16 protein-coding genes and 1 pseudogene are annotated in these 19,118 nt (G+C 61.1%); 6 read left to right on the top strand and 11 right to left on the bottom strand.

Annotated elements, in window-relative coordinates:
* Nucleotides 1-2: 2 nt before the first annotated feature.
* Nucleotides 3-1,106: a DNA replication/repair protein RecF gene (gene recF, locus OKC40_RS16780; RefSeq protein ID WP_005339305.1), complete on the top strand. Its 1,104-nt coding sequence runs from the start codon at nucleotides 3-5 to the stop codon at nucleotides 1,104-1,106.
* The gene (gene gyrB, locus OKC40_RS16775) at nucleotides 1,103-3,514 is read left to right on the top strand and encodes a DNA topoisomerase (ATP-hydrolyzing) subunit B (RefSeq protein WP_182938578.1); all 2,412 of its coding nucleotides are present in this window, start codon (nucleotides 1,103-1,105) and stop codon (nucleotides 3,512-3,514) included. The genes recF and gyrB overlap by 4 nt, the downstream gene beginning before the upstream one ends.
* Nucleotides 3,515-3,632: 118 nt before the next feature.
* Here gyrB and OKC40_RS16770 read toward each other — a convergent pair whose 3' ends face one another.
* The 4 genes from OKC40_RS16770 to OKC40_RS16755 form a co-directional block, all read right to left on the bottom strand.
* Nucleotides 3,633-4,010: a VOC family protein gene (locus OKC40_RS16770; RefSeq protein ID WP_270796069.1), complete on the bottom strand. Its 378-nt coding sequence runs from the start codon at nucleotides 4,008-4,010 to the stop codon at nucleotides 3,633-3,635.
* Nucleotides 4,011-4,076: 66 nt separating this feature from the next.
* Complete coding sequence (locus OKC40_RS16765; RefSeq protein WP_270796067.1) at nucleotides 4,077-4,781, bottom strand: helix-turn-helix transcriptional regulator; 705 nt, start codon at nucleotides 4,779-4,781, stop codon at nucleotides 4,077-4,079.
* Between the two features lie 65 nt (nucleotides 4,782-4,846).
* Nucleotides 4,847-5,812 (bottom strand): helix-turn-helix domain-containing protein, encoded by a 966-nt coding sequence (locus tag OKC40_RS16760; RefSeq protein ID WP_270796065.1) that lies wholly within the window; start codon nucleotides 5,810-5,812, stop codon nucleotides 4,847-4,849.
* Between the two features lie 95 nt (nucleotides 5,813-5,907).
* Complete coding sequence (locus OKC40_RS16755; RefSeq protein ID WP_270796063.1) at nucleotides 5,908-6,678, bottom strand: MBL fold metallo-hydrolase; 771 nt, start codon at nucleotides 6,676-6,678, stop codon at nucleotides 5,908-5,910.
* Nucleotides 6,679-6,957: 279 nt separating this feature from the next.
* Here OKC40_RS16755 and OKC40_RS16750 point away from each other — a divergent pair, with 279 nt between their 5' ends.
* Both OKC40_RS16750 and OKC40_RS16745 read left to right on the top strand, forming a co-directional pair.
* Nucleotides 6,958-7,371, top strand: a complete 414-nt coding sequence (locus tag OKC40_RS16750; RefSeq protein WP_270796060.1) for an Hsp20 family protein — start codon at nucleotides 6,958-6,960, stop codon at nucleotides 7,369-7,371.
* Between the two features lie 92 nt (nucleotides 7,372-7,463).
* Nucleotides 7,464-7,904 carry an Hsp20 family protein gene (locus OKC40_RS16745; protein ID WP_042656871.1) on the top strand — a complete coding sequence of 147 codons (441 nt, stop codon included), beginning with the start codon at nucleotides 7,464-7,466 and terminating at the stop codon, nucleotides 7,902-7,904.
* Between the two features lie 72 nt (nucleotides 7,905-7,976).
* On the opposite strand, the gene OKC40_RS16740 is transcribed toward OKC40_RS16745, so the two are convergent.
* Nucleotides 7,977-9,227, bottom strand: coding sequence for a valine--pyruvate transaminase (locus OKC40_RS16740; RefSeq protein WP_270796058.1), 1,251 nt, complete (start codon nucleotides 9,225-9,227; stop codon nucleotides 7,977-7,979).
* Nucleotides 9,228-9,519: 292 nt separating this feature from the next.
* Here OKC40_RS16740 and OKC40_RS16735 point away from each other — a divergent pair, with 292 nt between their 5' ends.
* A complete protein-coding gene (locus OKC40_RS16735) occupies nucleotides 9,520-9,753 on the top strand; it encodes a hypothetical protein (protein WP_042656869.1) in 234 nt (77 codons plus the stop codon).
* On the opposite strand, the gene OKC40_RS16730 is transcribed toward OKC40_RS16735, so the two are convergent.
* On the bottom strand, nucleotides 9,683-10,507 hold the full coding sequence (locus OKC40_RS16730) for an AraC family transcriptional regulator (RefSeq protein ID WP_270796054.1): 825 nt from the start codon (nucleotides 10,505-10,507) through the stop codon (nucleotides 9,683-9,685). The genes OKC40_RS16735 and OKC40_RS16730 overlap by 71 nt on opposite strands.
* A 92-nt stretch (nucleotides 10,508-10,599) precedes the next feature.
* Here OKC40_RS16730 and OKC40_RS16725 point away from each other — a divergent pair, with 92 nt between their 5' ends.
* A complete protein-coding gene (locus tag OKC40_RS16725; protein ID WP_270796052.1) occupies nucleotides 10,600-11,727 on the top strand; it encodes a multidrug effflux MFS transporter in 1,128 nt (375 codons plus the stop codon).
* A 4-nt stretch (nucleotides 11,728-11,731) separates the two neighbouring features.
* Here the strand turns inward: OKC40_RS16725 and OKC40_RS16720 are convergent, their stop codons facing one another.
* From OKC40_RS16720 to kdpA, 5 genes and pseudogenes are all read right to left on the bottom strand, one after another.
* Complete coding sequence (locus tag OKC40_RS16720) at nucleotides 11,732-12,415, bottom strand: response regulator (protein WP_005355774.1); 684 nt, start codon at nucleotides 12,413-12,415, stop codon at nucleotides 11,732-11,734.
* Nucleotides 12,416-12,473: 58 nt separating this feature from the next.
* Entirely contained in the window at nucleotides 12,474-15,062 is a 2,589-nt protein-coding gene (locus OKC40_RS16715) for a sensor histidine kinase (protein ID WP_270796049.1), read from the bottom strand.
* Between the two features lie 69 nt (nucleotides 15,063-15,131).
* Entirely contained in the window at nucleotides 15,132-15,659 is a 528-nt protein-coding gene (locus OKC40_RS16710) for a potassium-transporting ATPase subunit C (RefSeq protein WP_201963244.1), read from the bottom strand.
* Between the two features lie 62 nt (nucleotides 15,660-15,721).
* On the bottom strand, nucleotides 15,722-17,779 hold the full coding sequence (gene kdpB, locus OKC40_RS16705; RefSeq protein WP_270796047.1) for a potassium-transporting ATPase subunit KdpB: 2,058 nt from the start codon (nucleotides 17,777-17,779) through the stop codon (nucleotides 15,722-15,724).
* 67 nt (nucleotides 17,780-17,846) lie between these two features.
* Nucleotides 17,847-19,040: pseudogene (kdpA, locus tag OKC40_RS16700) on the bottom strand (potassium-transporting ATPase subunit KdpA); the annotation flags it as partial.
* Between the last annotated feature and the right edge of the window lie 78 nt (nucleotides 19,041-19,118).

Raw genomic sequence — 19,118 nt, 5'->3', positions numbered from 1 at the left:
TCGTGTCCCTGGTCAAACTCCAGCTCAGCGACTTTCGCAATATCCAGCAAGCCAGTCTCAAGCTGTCGCCCGGCCTCAATATTCTGGTCGGGTGCAATGGCAGCGGCAAGACCAGCGTGCTGGAAGCCATTCACTACCTTGGTCTGGGGCGCTCCTTTCGCACTCATTTGACCGGGCGGGTCATCCGCCAGGGGGAGCGGGCGTTTACCCTGTTTGCCCAGTGCGAACTGGAGGGGCGTCAGGTCCCAATCGGTCTTGCCAAAGACAAGAGTGGCGAGACCCAGCTCAAGATTGCCGGGGCGCAGGCCCAGCGGCTGGCCGATTTGGCGGAGCTGTTGCCGGTGCAGTTGATCCATCCCGATGGTTTCAACCTGCTGACGGGCGGGCCTCAGGCTCGCCGCGCCTGGCTCGATTGGGGCGTTTTCCATCAGGAGCCGACCTTCTTTGCACTGTGGGGGCGAGTGCGGCGGCTGCTGAAACAGCGCAATGCGCTGCTGCGTCAGAGCACCCAATATCGCCAGTTGGCGTTCTGGGATCAGGAGCTGGTGCGGCTCGGGGGTGAGCTGGCCGAGTTTCGCGCCAGTTATTGTCAGGCCATTACGCCCCTGATCAAGGAGATGACGGCGGATTTTCTGCCGGAATTCGATATCAGTCTCGGCTTTTACCGGGGCTGGGAGAAAGATACTCCCCTCGGCGATCTGCTGGAGGCGGGGTTTGAGCGGGATCGGGCGCTGGGCTATACCGGTGTCGGTCCACAGAAAGCCGATGTGCGCCTCAAGGCGAACGGGGTCCCCGCTCAGGATATTTTGTCCCGGGGTCAGCTGAAGTTGCTGGTCTGCGCCATGCGACTGGCCCAAGGGCTCTATTTGAATCAACATAGCAGCCGTGGCTGTATTTTTTTAATTGACGATTTTGCCTCTGAACTGGATGTCGACAAGCGCCGCTTGCTGGCCGCAAGGCTGAAGCAGTGTGCGTCCCAGGTGTTTATCACCGCCATCGATACCGGTCAGCTCGCAGACATGATGGATGCGAATGACTGCAAGTTGTTCCACGTGGAACAGGGTAAAATCTCCGAAACGTTAGAGAAGGCAGAGAGTAAGCTATGAGTGAAAATACTTACGACTCCTCGAATATCAAGGTGCTGAAGGGCCTGGATGCGGTCCGCAAGCGCCCGGGGATGTATATCGGCGATACGGATGATGGCTCGGGTCTGCACCACATGGTGTTCGAAGTCGTCGATAACTCCATTGACGAGGCGCTCGCTGGCTACTGCTCCGATATTCTGGTCAAGATCCATTCCGACGGTTCTGTCTCTGTGCGTGACAATGGCCGGGGTATCCCGGTAGACATGCACGAGGAGGAGGGCCGCTCCGCCGCAGAGGTCATCATGACCGTGCTGCACGCTGGCGGTAAGTTTGATGACAACTCCTACAAGGTATCCGGCGGCCTGCACGGCGTGGGTGTCTCGGTAGTTAACGCCCTCTCTGACAAGCTGTTGCTGACCATTCGTCGTAACGGCCACGTCTACGAGCAGACCTATCATCTGGGTGAGCCGCAGGCGCCGCTCAAGCAGATTGGCGACAGCACTGGCACCGGTACCGAAGTTCGCTTCTGGCCGAGCCCGACCATCTTTACCGATACCCTGTATCACTACGAGATCCTGGCCAAGCGCCTGCGTGAGCTCTCCTTCCTCAACTCCGGTGTTTCCATTCGTCTGCTGGACGAGCGTGATGGCCGCGAGGCGCATTTCTGCTATGAGGGTGGTATCAAGGCTTTCGTTGAATACCTGAACCAGAACAAGACCCCGATCCACCCGAAGGTGTTCCATTTCACCACCGAGCAGGATGGCATCGGCGTTGAAGTGGCGATGCAGTGGAACGACGCCTATCAGGAAGGGGTCTACTGCTTCACCAACAACATCCCGCAGCGGGATGGTGGTACTCACCTGGTTGGCTTCCGTACCGCGCTGACCCGTACTCTGAACTCCTACATGGACAAAGAGGACTACAGCAAGAAGGCCAAGTCTGCCGCCAGTGGCGACGACGTACGTGAAGGTCTGATTGCCGTTATCTCCGTCAAGGTGCCGGATCCCAAGTTCTCCTCCCAGACCAAGGACAAGCTGGTCTCTTCCGAAGTGAAGACCGCCGTTGAACAGGCGATGGGTGAGAAACTGGCCGACTTCCTGCTGGAAAACCCGGGCGATGCCAAGATCGTGGTCAACAAGATCATCGATGCTGCCCGTGCCCGTGAAGCGGCTCGCAAGGCCCGCGAACTGACTCGCCGCAAAGGCGCGCTGGATATCGCCGGTCTGCCCGGCAAGCTGGCAGACTGTCAGGAAAAAGACCCGGCGCTTTCCGAACTCTACATAGTGGAAGGGGACTCTGCTGGCGGTTCCGCCAAGCAGGGTCGCAACCGTAAGAACCAGGCCATCCTGCCGCTCAAGGGCAAGATCCTGAACGTAGAGAAGGCCCGTTTCGACAAGATGATCTCCTCGCAAGAGGTGGGCACCCTGATCACCGCACTGGGTTGCGGTATCGGTCGTGACGAGTACAACCCGGACAAGCTGCGTTACCACAACATCATCATCATGACCGATGCGGACGTCGATGGTGCGCACATCCGAACCCTGCTGCTGACCTTCTTCTATCGTCAGATGCCGGAAATCATCGAACGTGGCTATGTCTACATCGCCCAGCCGCCGCTCTACAAAGTGAAGAAGGGCAAGCAGGAGCAGTACCTGAAAGACGAAGACGCGCTGCTGCAGTACCAGACCGCCATGGCGCTGGATGGTGCAACCCTGCACGTCAACGAATCTGCTCCGGCCATCGGTGGCGAGGCGCTGGAGCGTCTGGTCAACCAGCACCGCGCCGTGTCTCACCTGATCACCCGCATGTCCCGCCGCGCACCGGATGCTGTACTGACCCAGCTGATCTATCAGCCGGAGCTGAACGAAGCGCTGCTGGCCAGCGAGAGCGATCTGCTGGCCTGGTGTCAGGGTATGGAAGCCGTGCTCAACGAGAGCAACCACGGTATCCAGTACCAGATCCAGGTTCGTCGTGACGAAGAGCGCAGCCTGTTCGTGCCGCACGCCGTGGTACGTCAGCACGGTGTCGACCGCGAATACCCGCTCAGCTACGACTTCCTGCAATCCTCCGAGTACCGTCAACTGGTCTCGCTGGGCAAGGAGATCGCCAACCTGATCGAGGAAGGTGGTTACATCAAGCGTGGCGAGAAGGTCAAACCGGTTGCCAGCTTCGTGGAAGCGGTCGACTGGCTGATGAGCGAAGGCAAGCGTGGCATCTACATCCAGCGCTATAAAGGGCTGGGTGAGATGAACCCGGACCAGCTGTGGGAAACCACCATGGATCCGGAAGCCCGTCGCATGCTGCGCGTCACCATCGACGACGCCGTCGGTGCTGACCAGCTCTTCTCCACCCTGATGGGTGACGCTGTAGAGCCCCGTCGTGACTTTATCGAGACCAACGCCCTGCGCGTAGCCAACCTCGACGTCTAATCGACGCAGTCAGACAGCAAAAAGCCGCTCCTTGTGAGCGGCTTTTTTCATTTTCAGGGGCGGGGAAATGGCACGTTCCACGTGAAACATGAAACCGCTTGGTGTTGATGGTTATAACTCAGCTCAGTTCTGGTGCCAGGCAGTAGAGTCGCAGGCGATGGCCATCTGGATCAAGAGCCATGCCGGTATAGCCAAACTCCATCCGGGTTGGCTGCTGGATGATGGTCAGGCCACGAGCTTGCCACTCTGACAAGCCAGAATCGACACTGGTTTCATCAGGCAGCGAGAAGGCCAGTTCCATGGCGCCAGCATTTTGGGTAACGGCTGGCTCGACGGTGGTACTGGACCAGAGCGCCAGTCTGGCGCCTGACTCGAATACGAACATGGCAAAGGTAGGTGACTCTTCCACCGGTTCACGCCCGAACAGCTCGCGGTAGAAGAGCGCACTGCGGGTCGGGTTGGCAACGTAGAGGATGGTGAACTGGGGGACTAACATGGTGATGCTCCTTGCTTATGAGATGGCGCATCGGCGCCGACCCAGTCAGCATGGCGCTACCTGCTGTCAGTTTCTGTCAGCAATGAATTTCGGCTGCGGGATCTGCTGGGTGGCGCGCCAGGCTTTCAGCAGGCTCTCTCTGCTTTTGGGATAGCGGCAATCTTCCGGCTGCATCCGGGTGATGCGATCGACCCGAAAGTGGCGAAAGCCCTGACGCAGTTCGCACCACGCCACCAGTACCCGCACCTGATCGAAGTAGCCGAGGGCAAAGGGCCAGACGGTGCGCTCAGAGGTCTCATCCTTGAGATCGCGATAGATTAGGGTCACCTTGCGTTGCTGGCGGATGGCGCTGCGCAGGGGGGCTTCATCGGTGAGGCTCTCGCTGCGGGAGGTGCCGATTAGCAGGGCATTGCTCTGGAGCTGCTGGCGATAGTCTGCGGGTAGCACAGCTTCTATCTTGGCCAGCGCACTGCTGGCTGATGCACTCAAGGCTTCGTCACCGTGGGCGACTACCCAGCGCGAACCTAGCACCAGCGCATCCAGCTCCTCCTCGCTGAACATCAGTGGCGGCAGCATGAAGCCGGGACGCAGCACATAGCCGATACCCGGTTCGCCCTCGATATGGGCACCTTGCGCCTGCAGGGTGGCGATATCCCGATAGAGGGTGCGTAGGCTTATGCCAAGCTGGCTGGCCAGTTCAGCGCCGGTGATGGCGTAGCGGTGACCGCGCAGCAGCTGGAGCAGGGCCAGCAGGCGTTCGGAACGGGACATGGTATGACTCCTCATGAGCTCTGGTTAGCCTGCCATAGCGAGGAGAGTGGGTACAGCGGGCATCATCAGGGGTTATGGCCGCGAAAAGAGCGTCGCCACTCGCTCGGGGAGATGGCAAAGCGGGCGCGAAAGTGATTGCGCAGGGAGGTGGCACTCTTGAAGCCGACCAGCTCGGCGATGCGATCGATAGAATGACCGCTCACTTCCAGCAGCTCCTGACTGCGCCTGAGCCGCTCCGCCAATAGCCATTCACCCACCGAGAGACCGGTCGCCTGATGAAAACGGCGGGTAAAGGTGCGTCGGCTCATCAGGGTGTGGGCCGCCAGAGAATCCAGGGTATGGGGCTTGGCCAGATGGGCTCGCAGGTGATCGAGCAACTGGTTCATCCGGACATCGCGGGTGGAGGCGGGCACCGGCTGCTCGATAAACTGGGCCTGACCCCCTTCCCGGTGGGGCGGGATCACCAGCCGCCGCGCCACCTTGTTGGCGATGGCTGAGCCGTGGTACTGGCGCACCAGATAGAGGCAGCAGTCCAGTCCGGCGGCGGTGCCTGCCGAGGTGACCAGCCCATCGTCATCCACGTAGAGGGCATTGGTATCGAGCTGCACGCAGGGAAAGCGGCGGCAGAAATCCTGTTCGTACTCCCAGTGGGTCGATGCCTTGCGACCATTGAGCAGCCCGGCATAGGCGAGCACATAGGTGCCGAGACAGAGCCCGACCAGCCGGGCACCTCTGGTTCTGGCGGCGATCAGCGCATCGAGCAGCGCCGTGGGTGGTCGTGCAGCCGGGTCGTGCCAGAAGGGGATGATGATGATCTCCGCCTCGGCCAGCACCTCCAGCCCATGGGGAGCCTGAATGGTGAAGCCTTGCGCCGAGTGTGAGTGACGGTTGCCGTTGCCATCGCCGCAGCAGATCTTGAGCTCGAACAGCGGCTGGCCCGGCAGGATATCGCCGAAGATGAGGCAGGGGACGGCGCAGTGAAAAGGGCTGAAGTGATCGAAGGTCACCACGGCAACGATCGGGGTAGGCATGGTGTTGGCTCCTCTCTGCGCACAGACCTCTCATCATAAGCGTTCGGCAGTGAAAGCCGAAGGGCCATGCGAACTGTTCGGCATGGCCCAGTCAGTTACAGCGAGAGAGCCTCGCCATCCGCCGGTATCCGCACCCGATCCATCATGCCTCGCTCGGTCAGATAGGTATGAAGTTCCTGACGTGACAGCACGGCGTGGTTGACCGCCTCCATATGGCTGGCGATCAGCGTGGCCTGCGGTGAGGCCTGATAAACGGCGGCGACATCCTCCTTGCCCATGATGATGGAACCGAGTCCGGGCACCTGTGCATCGCCGCAGTTGAGGATGATGACCTCGGGCTGATGCTGTTGCAGGGCTTGCTCGACCGAGGGATGCCAGATGGTATCACCGGCCAGATAGAGGCTCTGTTCATCGGGATGGGAGAAGACCACGCCGCACACTTCTCCCATACGCTCGCCCAGTACCGCCATCAACTGGTCGTTGCCATGCTGGCCACCGGTCTGCTGCAGGCGAATACCGGCAAACTCGGGCTGGTCGCTCAGCAGGCGCACATCCTCAAAGCCACTGGCACGAATGGCATCGGCATCCTTCTGATGTTGTACCAAGATCGGCAGATGCTTGGGGATCAGGGCTCTGGCGGCATCATCCCAGTGGTCGGGATGGTCGTGGGTGACAATAACGGCGTCCACATCGACCAGCGCATCGATCGGCAGTGGCAGCTCGACCAGCGGATTGCGCAGCTGGCTGTTGGCGGTGCCCTCAAAGCCGGGGAAGGCACCCTTGGCCGAGAGCATGGGGTCGATCAGAAAGCGGGTGCCGGCATAGTCGAGCAGCAGGGTGGCGTTGCGAACCTGGGTAATCTTCATGGGAGGCTCCATATTGGCTGGTGGATATGCAACCCATTATGGGGGGTGGAGCGAGTTGCCATCAGTGGCCCACGGGTCGATTATCATCAGAATCGGGCCAACAGGCTGATGTGCTAAAGGTCGGCGCGGCCATTTAAAAAATTTGAAAAAATCCCCTTGAAAGGAAAAAGTGAGCCCCTATATAGGTAACAAGGCCGGAACGCTCGACAGAGGTTTCGACCAGTCGCCCGTCCATCAGGAGGGCAAACAATCCGTTATCGCTCACAAGAGGGTAATACTATGCGTTCTATCGACTTTTCTCCGCTCTATCGTTCTGCCATTGGTTTCGATCGTCTGGCCAATCTCATCGAATCTGCGGCCAGCCATGGCAATGCAGGTTATCCCCCCTACAACATCGAGCAACTGGGTGACAACGACTACCGCATCAGCATGGCGGTGGCGGGCTTTACCCAGGAAGAGCTGGAGCTGAGCTTCCAGGAAAATCTGCTGACGGTGAAGGGCAACAAGCAGGCCGACACCGGGCGCAACTATCTCTATCAGGGGATCGCCGAGCGTGGTTTCGAGCGCCGCTTCCAGCTGGCCGACTATGTGCGGGTGAAAGGGGCCGACCTGAAAAACGGCTTGCTGCACATCGAACTGGTGCGTGAAGTGCCCGAGGCGATGAAGCCGCGCAAGATTGAGATCAACGGCTGATAGCCTGAATTCACTGCGATTTTAAAATTTCCCGGGTGCCGATGACGGGCCTGTGGAGAGTTGAACCTGTTGCTTATTAGAAGGATAGGATTATGCGTAACCTCGATTTTTCTCATCTCTATTCCAATGCCGTCGGCTTCGAGCGGATGGCCCGTGAGCTGGAAGGTCTGTTCGAGCAGAAGACCGCCGCTTACCCCCCGTACAACATTGAAAAGCGCGATCAGGATGGCTATCGCATCACGGTCGCCGTGGCTGGCTTCGAGCGCGAAGAGCTGGAGCTGGAGACCGAAAACGGCACCCTTAAGGTGAAGGGGCGCAAAGGGGCTGCGGCCGGTGAGCGTCAGTTCCTCCATCAGGGGATTGCCGAGCGTGACTTCGAGCTGGCCTTCAAGCTGAGCCAGCACGTGGAAGTGCAGGGCGCCAAGCTGGAGCATGGTCTGCTGACCATCGACCTGGCCCGCGAACTGCCGGAGGCGCTCAAGCCCCGCGCCATTCCCATCGGTAAACCCGACCAGCTGGCGTTGCCCGGTTAAGCAAACCGGATCGCGATAAACAACAAAGGCCTGCATCTGCAGGCCTTTCTGTTTTTGCATCGCCGAACTGGATTAGCTGGCGTAGAGGCGGTTGATTTCGTCCGCCAGAATGGCGATACCGCGGCGCACCAGCTCCTCGCTCTGGGAGTAGTTGAGGCGGATGCACTCCTGACTGTGACGCCATTCCGGGTCATCGATGCCGGGGAAGAAGTAGTGACCCGGCACGATCAGCAGGTTCTTCGCTTTCAGTCGCTCGTACAGTTCCTGACAGTGGATCGGCAAGTCTTCGAACCAGAGCCAGAGGAAGAGGGCGCCTTCCGGCTTGTGAATATGGAAGCGCGGGTCGGGGATCGCCTCGCGCAGCAGTTGTACCGCCAGCTCGGCTTTTTGCTGATAGAAGGGTTTCACCACCTGTTCGCTGAGGGCGATGATATCGCCGCTCTCGATCATCGGGATGGTGATGGCGGGCCCCAGACTGCCCGGCGCCAGATTGATGATGCCGCTCAGGTTGGTGATGGCCTGAATGATCTTCTCGTCGGCGATGACTATGCCGCAGCGGGTGCCCGGCAAACCCAGCTTGGAGAGGCTCATGCAGAGGATGGTGTTGGCGTTCCAGAACGGCTTGGCTTCGCTGAAGATGATGCCCGGGAAGGGGACGCCGTAGGCGTTGTCGATCAGCAGCGGAATTCCCTTGTCGCGGGCGATCTGATCGAGGTGTTCGATCTCTTCGTCGGTCAGCACGTTGCCGGTCGGGTTGGTCGGGCGGGAGACGCAGATCACCCCGATATCATCGCCTACCTGCAGGCTCTCGAAATCCACGTGGTATTTGAACTGGCCATCGGGCAGTTTCTCGATGGTGGGCTTGTAGGCCACGAAGTAGTCGTCCGCCAGCGCCGAGTCGGCATAGCCGATGTATTCGGGAGCGAGCGGGAACAGCACCTTCTTCTTGCGGCCATCGGCAAATTCGCCGGCCAGCAGGTTGAACAGATAGAAAAAGGCATTCTGGCTGCCGTTGGTCAGGGCGATATTGCGGGACGTGATATCCCATCCCAGCTCCTTGCTGAGCAGGGCGGCCAGCGCCTTGGTGAACCTGTCTTTGCCCTGGGGGCCGTCGTAGTTGGCCATCGCTTTGACCAGCTCGCCGTTGTCGAGCAGGCTCTTGGCTTCCGCCTGAAAGCGTTCCAGCATGGCGGGGATGGGGGCAGGATTGCCGCCACCCAGCATGATGGCGTCCGGATTGGTCAGCCCCTGATTGAGGTCATCCATGAGTTGGGTAATACCGGCGTGGCGAGTGAACTTCTCGCCGAACAAGGAAAATTCCATTCGGTGACAGATCCAGAGTCAGTTACGAAGATGTAGCACCATAGCTCAGTTTAAAAGCGGGTGTCGATCAAAATAACGGGACGTTCCACGTGGAACATGGTGCAAAAATTAAGCGTGGTTAAAAGTACCAACTGTTGGTTTAAAAATGACCTAGCAGGATGCATTTTGCGACTCAATTTGGTATCGCAAGATGGTGAATTTAAACAAAATCATCATGTTATGTGATTTGTGAAGAGTGGCACAACAATTGGAATAGCTAACTGGTTATCTCAACCATACCGGAGCAAACCAGATGAAAAGCCTGATCGCCACCCTGATTGTGAGTGCCCTGAGCCTGAACGTGATGGCCAACGAGAACCCGCGACCCGAGCTGGAGAGTGCCCGGCTGGAGCAGGATGTGCAGAGCGAGCTGCAGCAGGCATCCCATGTCGTGGTGCAGGATGCGCTGCACAACCTTAAGCCGCTGGCGCTGGATACCCTGGTGGTGGAGGCGAGTCAGGCAGTGGCGACTCACCCCGAGAGCTGAGATAGCGCAAGGGAGTCTGCCCCGTATGTTGTTTGAAGAAGCTGATGAAGGCGCTGTCGCTGGAGAACTCCAGCGCAGCGGCAATCCGGCTGATGGGCTCGCTTTCTGCCAGCAACTCCATGGCGCGCAACAGCCGCCACTGCTGACGCCACGCCTGATAGCTCATGCCGGTCTCCCGCATGAAGATGCGGCCAATGGTCTTGTCACTGGCACCCACCCGTTCGGCCAGCCGGTTGAGCCGATCGGGCAGGGCATCCCCCCGCTTCAACTGCTGTAGCCTGTCGCCCAGTCTGGGATCGGTCGGTAGCGGCAACTGCCACGATTCCCGTGGTGCCTGCTCCAACTCCTCCATAAACAGTGTCACCGTCCGTTGCTGCTGCTCTTGCGGTTTGTCCCACGGCCAGAGCGCCATCCGTTCGATCAGTTCGTGCAGCAGCGGATTGACCGCCAGCACCTCCACCGTGGCGGGGAACTCGGGGTGTGGCTGGAAGTAGAGGGAGCGGTAGGCGACGACACCACGCATCAATACCCGATGGGCAGTGCCCGCTGGCAGCCAGGCGGCGCGGGTAGGTGGCAGCAGGCAGACCCGACCTTCCAGCTCCATGGTCATGCAGCCGGATTGGGCGAACAGCAGCTGATGGCGCCGATGCTGATGCAGGCCCGAGTCGTGCCTGCCTAGCGCGGAGGCAATGCCGATCACGCTGCCCGTCAGCTGGTCGGGGTCAAAAGGGTGATCGGGAAGAATAAAGGCCATATGTCCGATTTTTGATGTTTATAGTCCTGCTTATTGTAATCGGACAGTCGGCATCTCTCTAGAATGGCGACCTCTTGTGAAGGAGGTTTGTCATGAACAACAAGTTGCCACCGCTCTGGCTGGTGGTGGGATTGATGATGTTTCCCCAGATTGTGGAGACCATCTACAGCCCGGTGCTGACCCACATCGCCACCCAGTTTAAGGTGAGCGAGGGGCAGGCATCCCAGACCCTGTCGGTCTATTTTCTGGCGTTTGCGGTGGGCGTGGTCTGCTGGGGACGGCTCTGCGATCTGATCGGGCGGCGCCCCGCCATGCTGGCGGGTCTGCTCACCTATGGCGTCGGCACCTTGCTGGCACTGCTGGCCAATCAGTTTGAGACCCTGCTGCTGGCCCGGGTCATCTCGGCCTTTGGCGCCGCGGTGGGTTCCGTGGTGACCCAGACCATGCTGCGCGACAGCTATCAGGGCAGCGATCTGGCGCGGGTCTTCTCGGTGATGGGCATTGCACTCTCCCTGAGCCCGGTGCTGGGGCTGCTCAGTGGCGGCCAGCTGGCGAGCGGGTTTGGCTATCTCGGGGTGTTCAGCGGTCTGCTGGTATTGGCGGTAGGCTTGCTGCTGGTGACCTGCTGGCAGCTGCCGGAAACCCGTCCGGCCTGCACCCAGCGAGTCGCACTCTGGCCGCTGGCATGCCGGATGATGAAGGATGGCGGGCTCTGGCGCAGTGCCGTGCTGGTCGCCCTGTTCAACACCATGCTGTTTGGCTACTACAGTCTGGCCCCCTTCCTGTTTGCCGGATTGGGATTGAGCTCCGGCGAGTTTGGTTACTCAGGGATCTTGCTGGCCCTGGCGACTCTGCTCGGCAGCCTGCTCAACAAGCATCTGCTGGGAAGAGGATGGCAGCCGTCATCTCTGATCAGACTGGCTTGCGTGCTGGCGTTGATTGCCGGGCTGCTGGTCTGGGTGAGTCAGGGCGGTCTCTGGTTCCTGTTGCCCATGATGGGCATTGTGGTGGCCTATGGGGTGGCGATCCCCAATGTGCTGAGTCAGGCGCTGTTGGCTTATCGCGAGGTGGCGGGTAGTGCTGGCGCCCTGTTCGGGCTTGGCTACTACCTACTGCTCAGTCTGGGGTTGGCGGTGGCGGCCGGATTGCAGGATCTCGGCCTGTTGCTGAGTGGCTGCGGTCTGTTGGCGCTGCTTTGCAGTGGACGTCGTTCCACGTGAAACGTCAGTTACCGATAAAGCGGTAGCCGATACCGGATTCGGTCTCGATAAGCGTCGGTTGCTGGGGGTTATCCCCCAGCTTTTTGCGCAGGCTGGCGATAACGATACGCAGGTAGTGGGTGTCCTCCTTGTGGCTCGGCCCCCAGATGTCATTGAGCAGCTGGGTCTGCATCACCAGCTTGCCGGGGTGGCACACCAGCGCCTGCAACAGGGCGAACTCCTTGCGGGAGAGGGGGATCTCCTCCTCTTTCATGGTTACCTTGTGGCTGCTGATATCCAGCGTCAGCCCGCATTGGGGGAAGTGGCGCCGCTCGCCGCTGCTGACGCCCGCCCGCTGACGCAAGAGCACGCGGATGCGGGCCATCATCTCGCCGATGCCGAATGGCTTGCTCATGTAGTCGTTGGCCCCGGCATCCAGCAGCCGCACCTTCTCCTGCTCGGAATCGCGTGCCGACAGCACCAGCACCGGATTGGGGTGGTGCTCGCGAATGGCCTGCAACACCTGAATGCCATCGCCATCCGGCAGACCGAGATCGAGGATCACCAGATCGGGGTTGAGGTGGCGATACTGCTCCAGCCCTTCATTGACCCCCACCGCCTCACTCACCTGATGCCCTTCGGCAATCAGGCTGATCCGCAGAAAGCGACGGATCGCCGCTTCATCATCTATGACCAGAATGTGCGCCATCGAACCTCCAGAGGCGAATGGTGGGAGGGGCTGAGTGACCCGATCTGGCGGTCAACCATCATACCTCCGGTGAATTGAGGGCGAGCGGCAGGGAGATGCGCATGCAGGTGCCGTTGCCATTGGGGCCGGAGAAGGCCCAAATCTTGCCGCCGTGGGCCTCTATCATAGCGCGGGAAATGGCGAGGCCAAGCCCGGTGCCACGGCTGCCGCAATCACCAACCGGCTGGGTGTAGAAGAGGTTGAAGATCTTCTCCCGATCCGACTCGGCGATACCGACCCCGATATCGATGATGTCGATGATTAGGTCGGGCTCGGCCAGCATCACCTTGAACTCGATGGGGGTGCCAGCCGGCGAGTAGCGGGAGGCGTTGTCGAGGATATTGACCAGCACCTGCTCGATCAGGGCGCCGTGCACATAGAGCTGGGGCACATGCTGATCGAAATGGACCAGCAGCTTGTGCTGGCGCCAGGAGGAGTCGAGCCGCTTGCGGGCGCTCTCCACCAGATCCGCCAGATCGGCCCAGTCCCGTTTCAGCTGGAAGTCGGGGGAGCCGATGCGGGTCATATCCAGCAGATTCTGCACGTAGCTGTGGAGGCGGCGCGCCTCCTCCTGTACCGAATGGAGCAGCTCGTTGCGATCATCGGCGGGGATCCGGTCACCATATTCCAGCAGGGTACTGCCAGCCCCCATGATGGTCGCCAGCGGGGTCTTCAAATCGTGGGAGACCGAGGAGAGCAGGGCGGCCCGCATCCGGTCGGTCTCCGCCTGTAGCTGGCTGTCGGCCAGCCGTTCGTTGAGGTCGATCCGCGCTAGCGCCGCGCGAATGTCGGTGAGCAGCGCCTGTAGCTGATGCTCGGCAGAGGAGGAGAGCGGATTGGCCAGCGTTATGCCGATCACCAGATCGTCGCTGAGATGGTGATACTGGGCTTCGGCAGCATTGAGGGTCGCGGTGTGGGCCCCGGCGCTCTGTTTCTGGGCCAGACACCAGTCGATGGCCGCCTTGTCGGTCTGCCCGGGCCTGTGCTTCTCGTTGCCGAGCCGATCGTTGAACTCCTTGTCGATCACCACGGTCGGCTGGCCGAGCGCCAGCGAAATGGCCTGGGCCCCTTGTCTGAGCACCTCCTCCGGGCTGCTGGCGGTGGCCAGCCCCTGACTGAGGGAGAGCAATGCATTGCCCAGCTGCTGAGTCTCGCGCAGGCCGATCAGCTGTTGCCGCTGGCGGGAGGCGAGCCGTCCCGCGGTCATGCCAACGATAAGCAGCACAAACAGGGTGAGCAGGTCGCTGTGGTTGGCGACGCTCAGGGAGAAGTAGGGGGCGGTGAAGAGCAGATTGTGGGCGATAAAGCCCAGCACAGCCGCCAGCGTGGCGGGCACCAGACTGGTGGTGAGGGCAGTCGCCAGCACCCCCAGTACAAAGATGAGCGGCAAAGCTGCTGGCGGCAGCCAGTAGGAGAGCCCCCAGGCGGCGGCCGAGGTGATCCCCATGATGGTCACCGCCAGCAGGCTGTGGTGAATATCCTTCGGCGTCGGGACGTGCATCCCCACTTCGGGCTTCTGCTTCTCGGTATCGACCAGAGTAATTTCGAGCCCCTGCGCCTGTTTGAGCAGGTGTTGCACCAGCGAGCGGCGCCACGGCGCCTTGTGGGGTTTGCCGAGCAGCAGCTGGGAGACCTGTTGCTGTTCTGCGGTCTCCAGCAGGGTGTTGGCGACCGCCGGACTGGATAGGGTCAGCACCTTGGCACCGAGGTGGGAGGCGAGCGCCAGCGCCTGCTCCACATCGGCAGAGCGGCGGCCATTGCTGTCGACATGCACCACCAGCCACGGAAGCTGACGGCGCTGGGCAAAGCGGTGGCCGTAGCGCACCAGCGCCGAGCCGTGCAGGTCGCCGAGGCAGACCATCAGCTTGCCCCGCAGCGGCAAGGTGGTCTTGCCTGCTGCCTGCCACTGCAGTTGCAGATCCCCCTCCACATGGCTGGCGGCGGTCTGCATTGCCAGCTCCCGCAATGCGGTGAGGTTGTTAAGGGAGAAGAAGGATTGCAGGGCGGCTTTTGCCTGATGAGGGACATAGACCTTCCCCTCGCGCAGGCGGCCGAGCAGCTCCTTGGGGGGGAGGTCGATAAGGATAATGCTGTCAGCATCGAGCAGAACCTGATCGGGCAGGGTCTCTTTGACCCTGACCCCGGTGAGCTGCCACACCAGATCGTTGAGGCTCTCCAGATGCTGGACGTTGAGGGTACTGTAGACGTCGATACCGGCGTTGAGCAGCTCCTCGACATCCTGCCAGCGCTTCTCGTGGCGGCTGCCGGGGGCATTGCTATGGGCCAGCTCGTCCACTACGGCGATGGCCGGTTTGCGTGCCAGCAGGCCGTCGAGGTCCATCTCTTCCAGCCGCTGCTGACGGTGCATGTGGATCTTGCGCGGCTGGATAGCGAGTTTGTCGAGCAGGGCCAGCGTCTCCTGCCGGCCGTGGGTCTCCACCACGCCGATCAGGATGTCGACCCCCTCCTTGGCCTGTTCCCGCACCGCCTGCAACATGGCGTAGGTCTTGCCCACCCCGGGGGCGGCCCCGAGAAAGACTTTCAGTTTGCCCTTGTGCTCTTGCTCCAGACTTGCCAGCAGGGCGTCAGCCCTTACCTCATCACGCATGCTTATCCCTATCGAGCCAACTGCCCGCGTCGAAAATGGAGGTCAACGCCAGATCGGCAAGGAGCGCCCTCAGGCGCCCTTTTGATGATCTAGTTGCAGGTTCAGCTGGAGAATGTTGACCACCTGCGGGCCAAGGATACCAGCTTGTGTGGCCGACTTGACCTGCTCCGTCAGTTGGGCGGGATCCAGTCCACGTTCTCTGGCGACGCGATCCACCTGCGCCAGCACCGCATCGAGTGGCAGATGGGGATCGAGGCCGGAAGCCGAGCGTGTCAGCATGGCGGGAGAGCTGGTTTCAGGCTGTGCCTTGGCGGCCTGTTCGGCGAACTCCGCCCGCAGCGGTGAGCTCATGCCGAGATTGCTGGCACTACCGCCAATGGTGTTGAAATCACTGGCGGAGGGACGGGGGTGGAAGTAGTCAGCCCGCTCGAATTTCTGCCCCAGCAGGGCGCTACCGATCAGTTGCTGCTTGCTGTCGGTGAGCTGGCTGCCGTTGGCTTGCCAGGGGAACAGCAGTTGGGCCAGCCCGGTCACCGCCAGCGGATAACCCACTCCCAGCAGCAGGGTCAGGGTCAACAGGGTTCTGATTGCTATCATGATTCTCTTGCTCCAAAAGGATGGCTGGGGATGCGGGTCTGCCCCGCATCCCGGTCACGTCGTTACACCAGACCCAGGCCGGTAATGACCAGGTCGATCAGCTTGATGCCAATGAAAGGCACCAGCAGGCCACCGACACCGTAGATCAGCAGGTTGCGGCGCAGCAGGCTGGCGGCCGAGCCTTTCAGGTCGACACCGCGCAGCGCCAGTGGCACCAGCGCCACAATGATCAGGGCGTTGAAGATGATGGCCGACAGGATGGCGCTCTGCGGGCTGCCCAGCTGCATCAGGTTCAGCGCCCCCAGTTGCGGGTAGGCGGCGATGAACAGGGCTGGCAGGATGGCGAAGTACTTGGCCACGTCGTTGGCGATGGAGAAGGTGGTCAGGGCGCCACGGGTCACCAGCAGCTGTTTGCCGACCAACACCACATCCAGCAGCTTGGTGGGATTGGAGTCGAGATCCACCAGATTGCCCGCCTCCTTGGCGGCCTGGGTCCCCTCGTTCATGGCCAGACCCACGTCAGCCTGCGCCAGCGCGGGCGCATCGTTGGCGCCGTCACCGCACATGGCGACCAGACGGCCATCGGCCTGCTCCTGCCGGATATAGGCGAGCTTCTTCTCCGGCGTCGCTTCGGCGATGAAGTCATCCACCCCGGCTTCGGCGGCGATGGCGGCGGCGGTTTTCGGGTTGTCGCCGGTGATCATCACGGTACGGATCCCCATGTGGCGCAGGATCTGGAAGCGCGCCTTGATGCCGGGTTTGATGATGTCCTTGAGGAACACCACTCCCAGCAGTTTTTCCTGAGTGCAGACCAGCAGCGGAGTCCCCCCCTGACGGGCGATGCTGTCGACTGACTTGAGCACCAGCTCCGGCACCGCCTTGCGGTCGAGGCTGAGGTAGTTCAGTACGGCATCGACCGCCCCCTTGCGGTATTGATGACCGTTGCGATCCAGTCCGCTCAGGCGGGTCTCGGCGCTGAAGGGGATCACCTTGTCATCATCCAGCTGGCTCGGCTTGGCCATGCTCTTGCTGGCCAGGGTCAGGATGGATTTGCCCTCCGGGGTGTTGTCACCCAGCGAGGCCAGCATGGCGGCTTGCGCCAGCAGGGCGGGATCGACGCCCAGTGCCGGGATCAGTTCGTCAGCCATCCGGTTGCCGAAGGTGATGGTGCCGGTCTTGTCCAGCAGCAGGGTGCGCACGTCACCGGCTGCTTCGACGGCTCGGCCAGACTTGGCGATGACGTTCAGCTTCACCAGCCGGTCCATTCCGGCGATGCCGATGGCGGAGAGCAGGCCGCCGATGGTGGTCGGGATCAGGGTGATGAAGAGGGCGATCAGGTAGAGGCGCGGTACCTGAGTGCCGTTGTAGTCGAGGAACCAGGGTAGGGTCGCGACCACCAGCAGGAAGATCAGGGTCAGACCCACCAGCAGGGCATCGAGCGCCATCTCGTTGGGGGTCTTCTGACGTTTGGCCCCTTCCACCAGTGCGATCATCCGATCCAGCGTGCTCTCGCCCGGATTGTTGCTGACCCGCACCCAGATCTCGTCGGAAACCACGGTTGTGTTGCCGGTCACGCCGCTGCGGTCGGTACCCGACTCGCGAATGACGGGGGCGGATTCACCGGTGATGGCAGCCTCGTTGACCGAGGCGATACCGGCGATCACTTCACCATCGGCCGGGATCATTTCGCCGCTGCGTACCAGCACCAGATCCCCCTTCATCAGGCTGGTGGCCGAGACCCACTCGCCCTGACCATCTTTGGCATCGGTCACCCGACGGGCCTTGAGCTGGCTCATGCCCGCTTTCAGGCTGTCGGCGCGGGCCTTGCCGCGCCCCTCGGCCAGGGTTTCCGCGAAGTTGGCAAACCAGAGGGTCAGCCAGAGCCAGGCGGTCAGCTGCCAGGCCAGACTGGGGGCAACACCCGAGAAGGGCTGCCCCAACAGGGACTCCACGGTCGCCATCACGGCGGCCAGCCAGAGGGTGAACAGGATAGGGCTGCCAAACAGCGCCTTGGGATTGAAGCGATAGAGGGCTTCAACCATGGCCTGGAGGACCTGTGATTTCTGTTTTTTGCCCTTCACCTTAATGGTGTCGGTGCTCATTGCAGTGGACTTGCTCATTGGAAAGCTCCCAGCATCAGATAGTTGGCCATTGGCATCCGGATGGTGATCGACAGGGTAAGGTTCATCAGAACGCCCCTCCGATCAGGCTCAGATGTTCGGCCACCGGGCCCAGTGCCAGCACCGGCAGGAAGGAGAGGCCACCTATCAGCAGGACAGTGATGATCAGCAGGGTAACGAACAGCGGGCCGCTGATGGGGAAGTCCCCTTCGCTCGTCTCCTGACGGGGTGCGCGGGCCAGCTGACCGGCGATGGCCAGTACCGGAATGATGTAGCCGAAGCGACCGAGCAGCATGGCCAGACCGATGGCGATGCACTGCCAGTTGTCCCCAGCGGCAAAACCGGCGAAGGCGGAGCCATTGTTGCCGGCAGCCGAGGCGTAGGCATAGATGAGACGTGACAGACCGTGCGGGCCATCGTGACCGATGATGGTGGCCGCATCCGGCATCAGCAGAGTGACGCCGCCGATCACCAAAACCCCCACCGGCATTACCAGCATGCTGGCGACTACCCACTTCATCTCGGTGATACCGAGGCGTTTGCCCAGATAGGTCGGGGTACGCCCCACCATCAGGCCGCACAGGAACACGGTCAGCAGCACGAACAGCATCATGCCGTAGATACCGGCACCCACGCCGCCGAACACCACTTCACCCAGCAGCATGTTGATCATGCCCACCATGCCGGAGAGGGGGGCAAAGCTGTCGTGCATGGCGTTGACCGAGCCGTTGGAGGCGGCAGTGGTCGCCACTTCCCAGATGCTGGAGAGCACCGGGCCGAAGCGGCTCTCCTTGCCTTCCCAGTTGCCTGCCATATTGCTGGCGTCAGTGGTGAGGTGGGCGAGGGCCGGATCCAGTTTCAGCTCCTGAGTGATGGAGACGAAGAGCCCCAGCACCAGCATGAGGGTCATGGCGCCGAGAATGGCACGGCTGTGGGCCATGTCTTTCACGTAGCGGCCCAGAGTAAAGACCATGGCGGCGGCGATGGTGAGCAGAGTGACCATCTCCAGCCAGTTGGAGAGGGCGGTCGGGTTCTCGAACGGATGTGCCGAGTTGATGCCGAAGAAGCCGCCACCGTTGGAGCCAAGCTGCTTGATGGCAATTTGCGAAGCAGCCGGGCCGAGCGGCAGCAGCTGCTCCTGACCTTCCACACCGTGGAACGGCAGGTAGGCGGAGAGGCTTTGCGGCACCCCTTGCCACACCAGCACCAGCGCCATAATCAGCGCGATTGGCAGCAGCACGTAGAGGCAGAAACGCACCAGATGCGTATTCCCACGCATGGCGATCGCTCAATAACATTCATGCCGATCACTCAATAACATCCATGCCGATCGCCCAAT

The sequence above is a fragment of the Aeromonas sp. QDB11 genome (genome assembly GCF_027705265.1).
Lineage (GTDB): Bacteria > Pseudomonadota > Gammaproteobacteria > Enterobacterales > Aeromonadaceae > Aeromonas > Aeromonas allosaccharophila.
The sequence above is the reverse complement of the archived record's forward strand: the minus strand, read 5'-3'. Positions and strand labels throughout refer to the sequence as shown.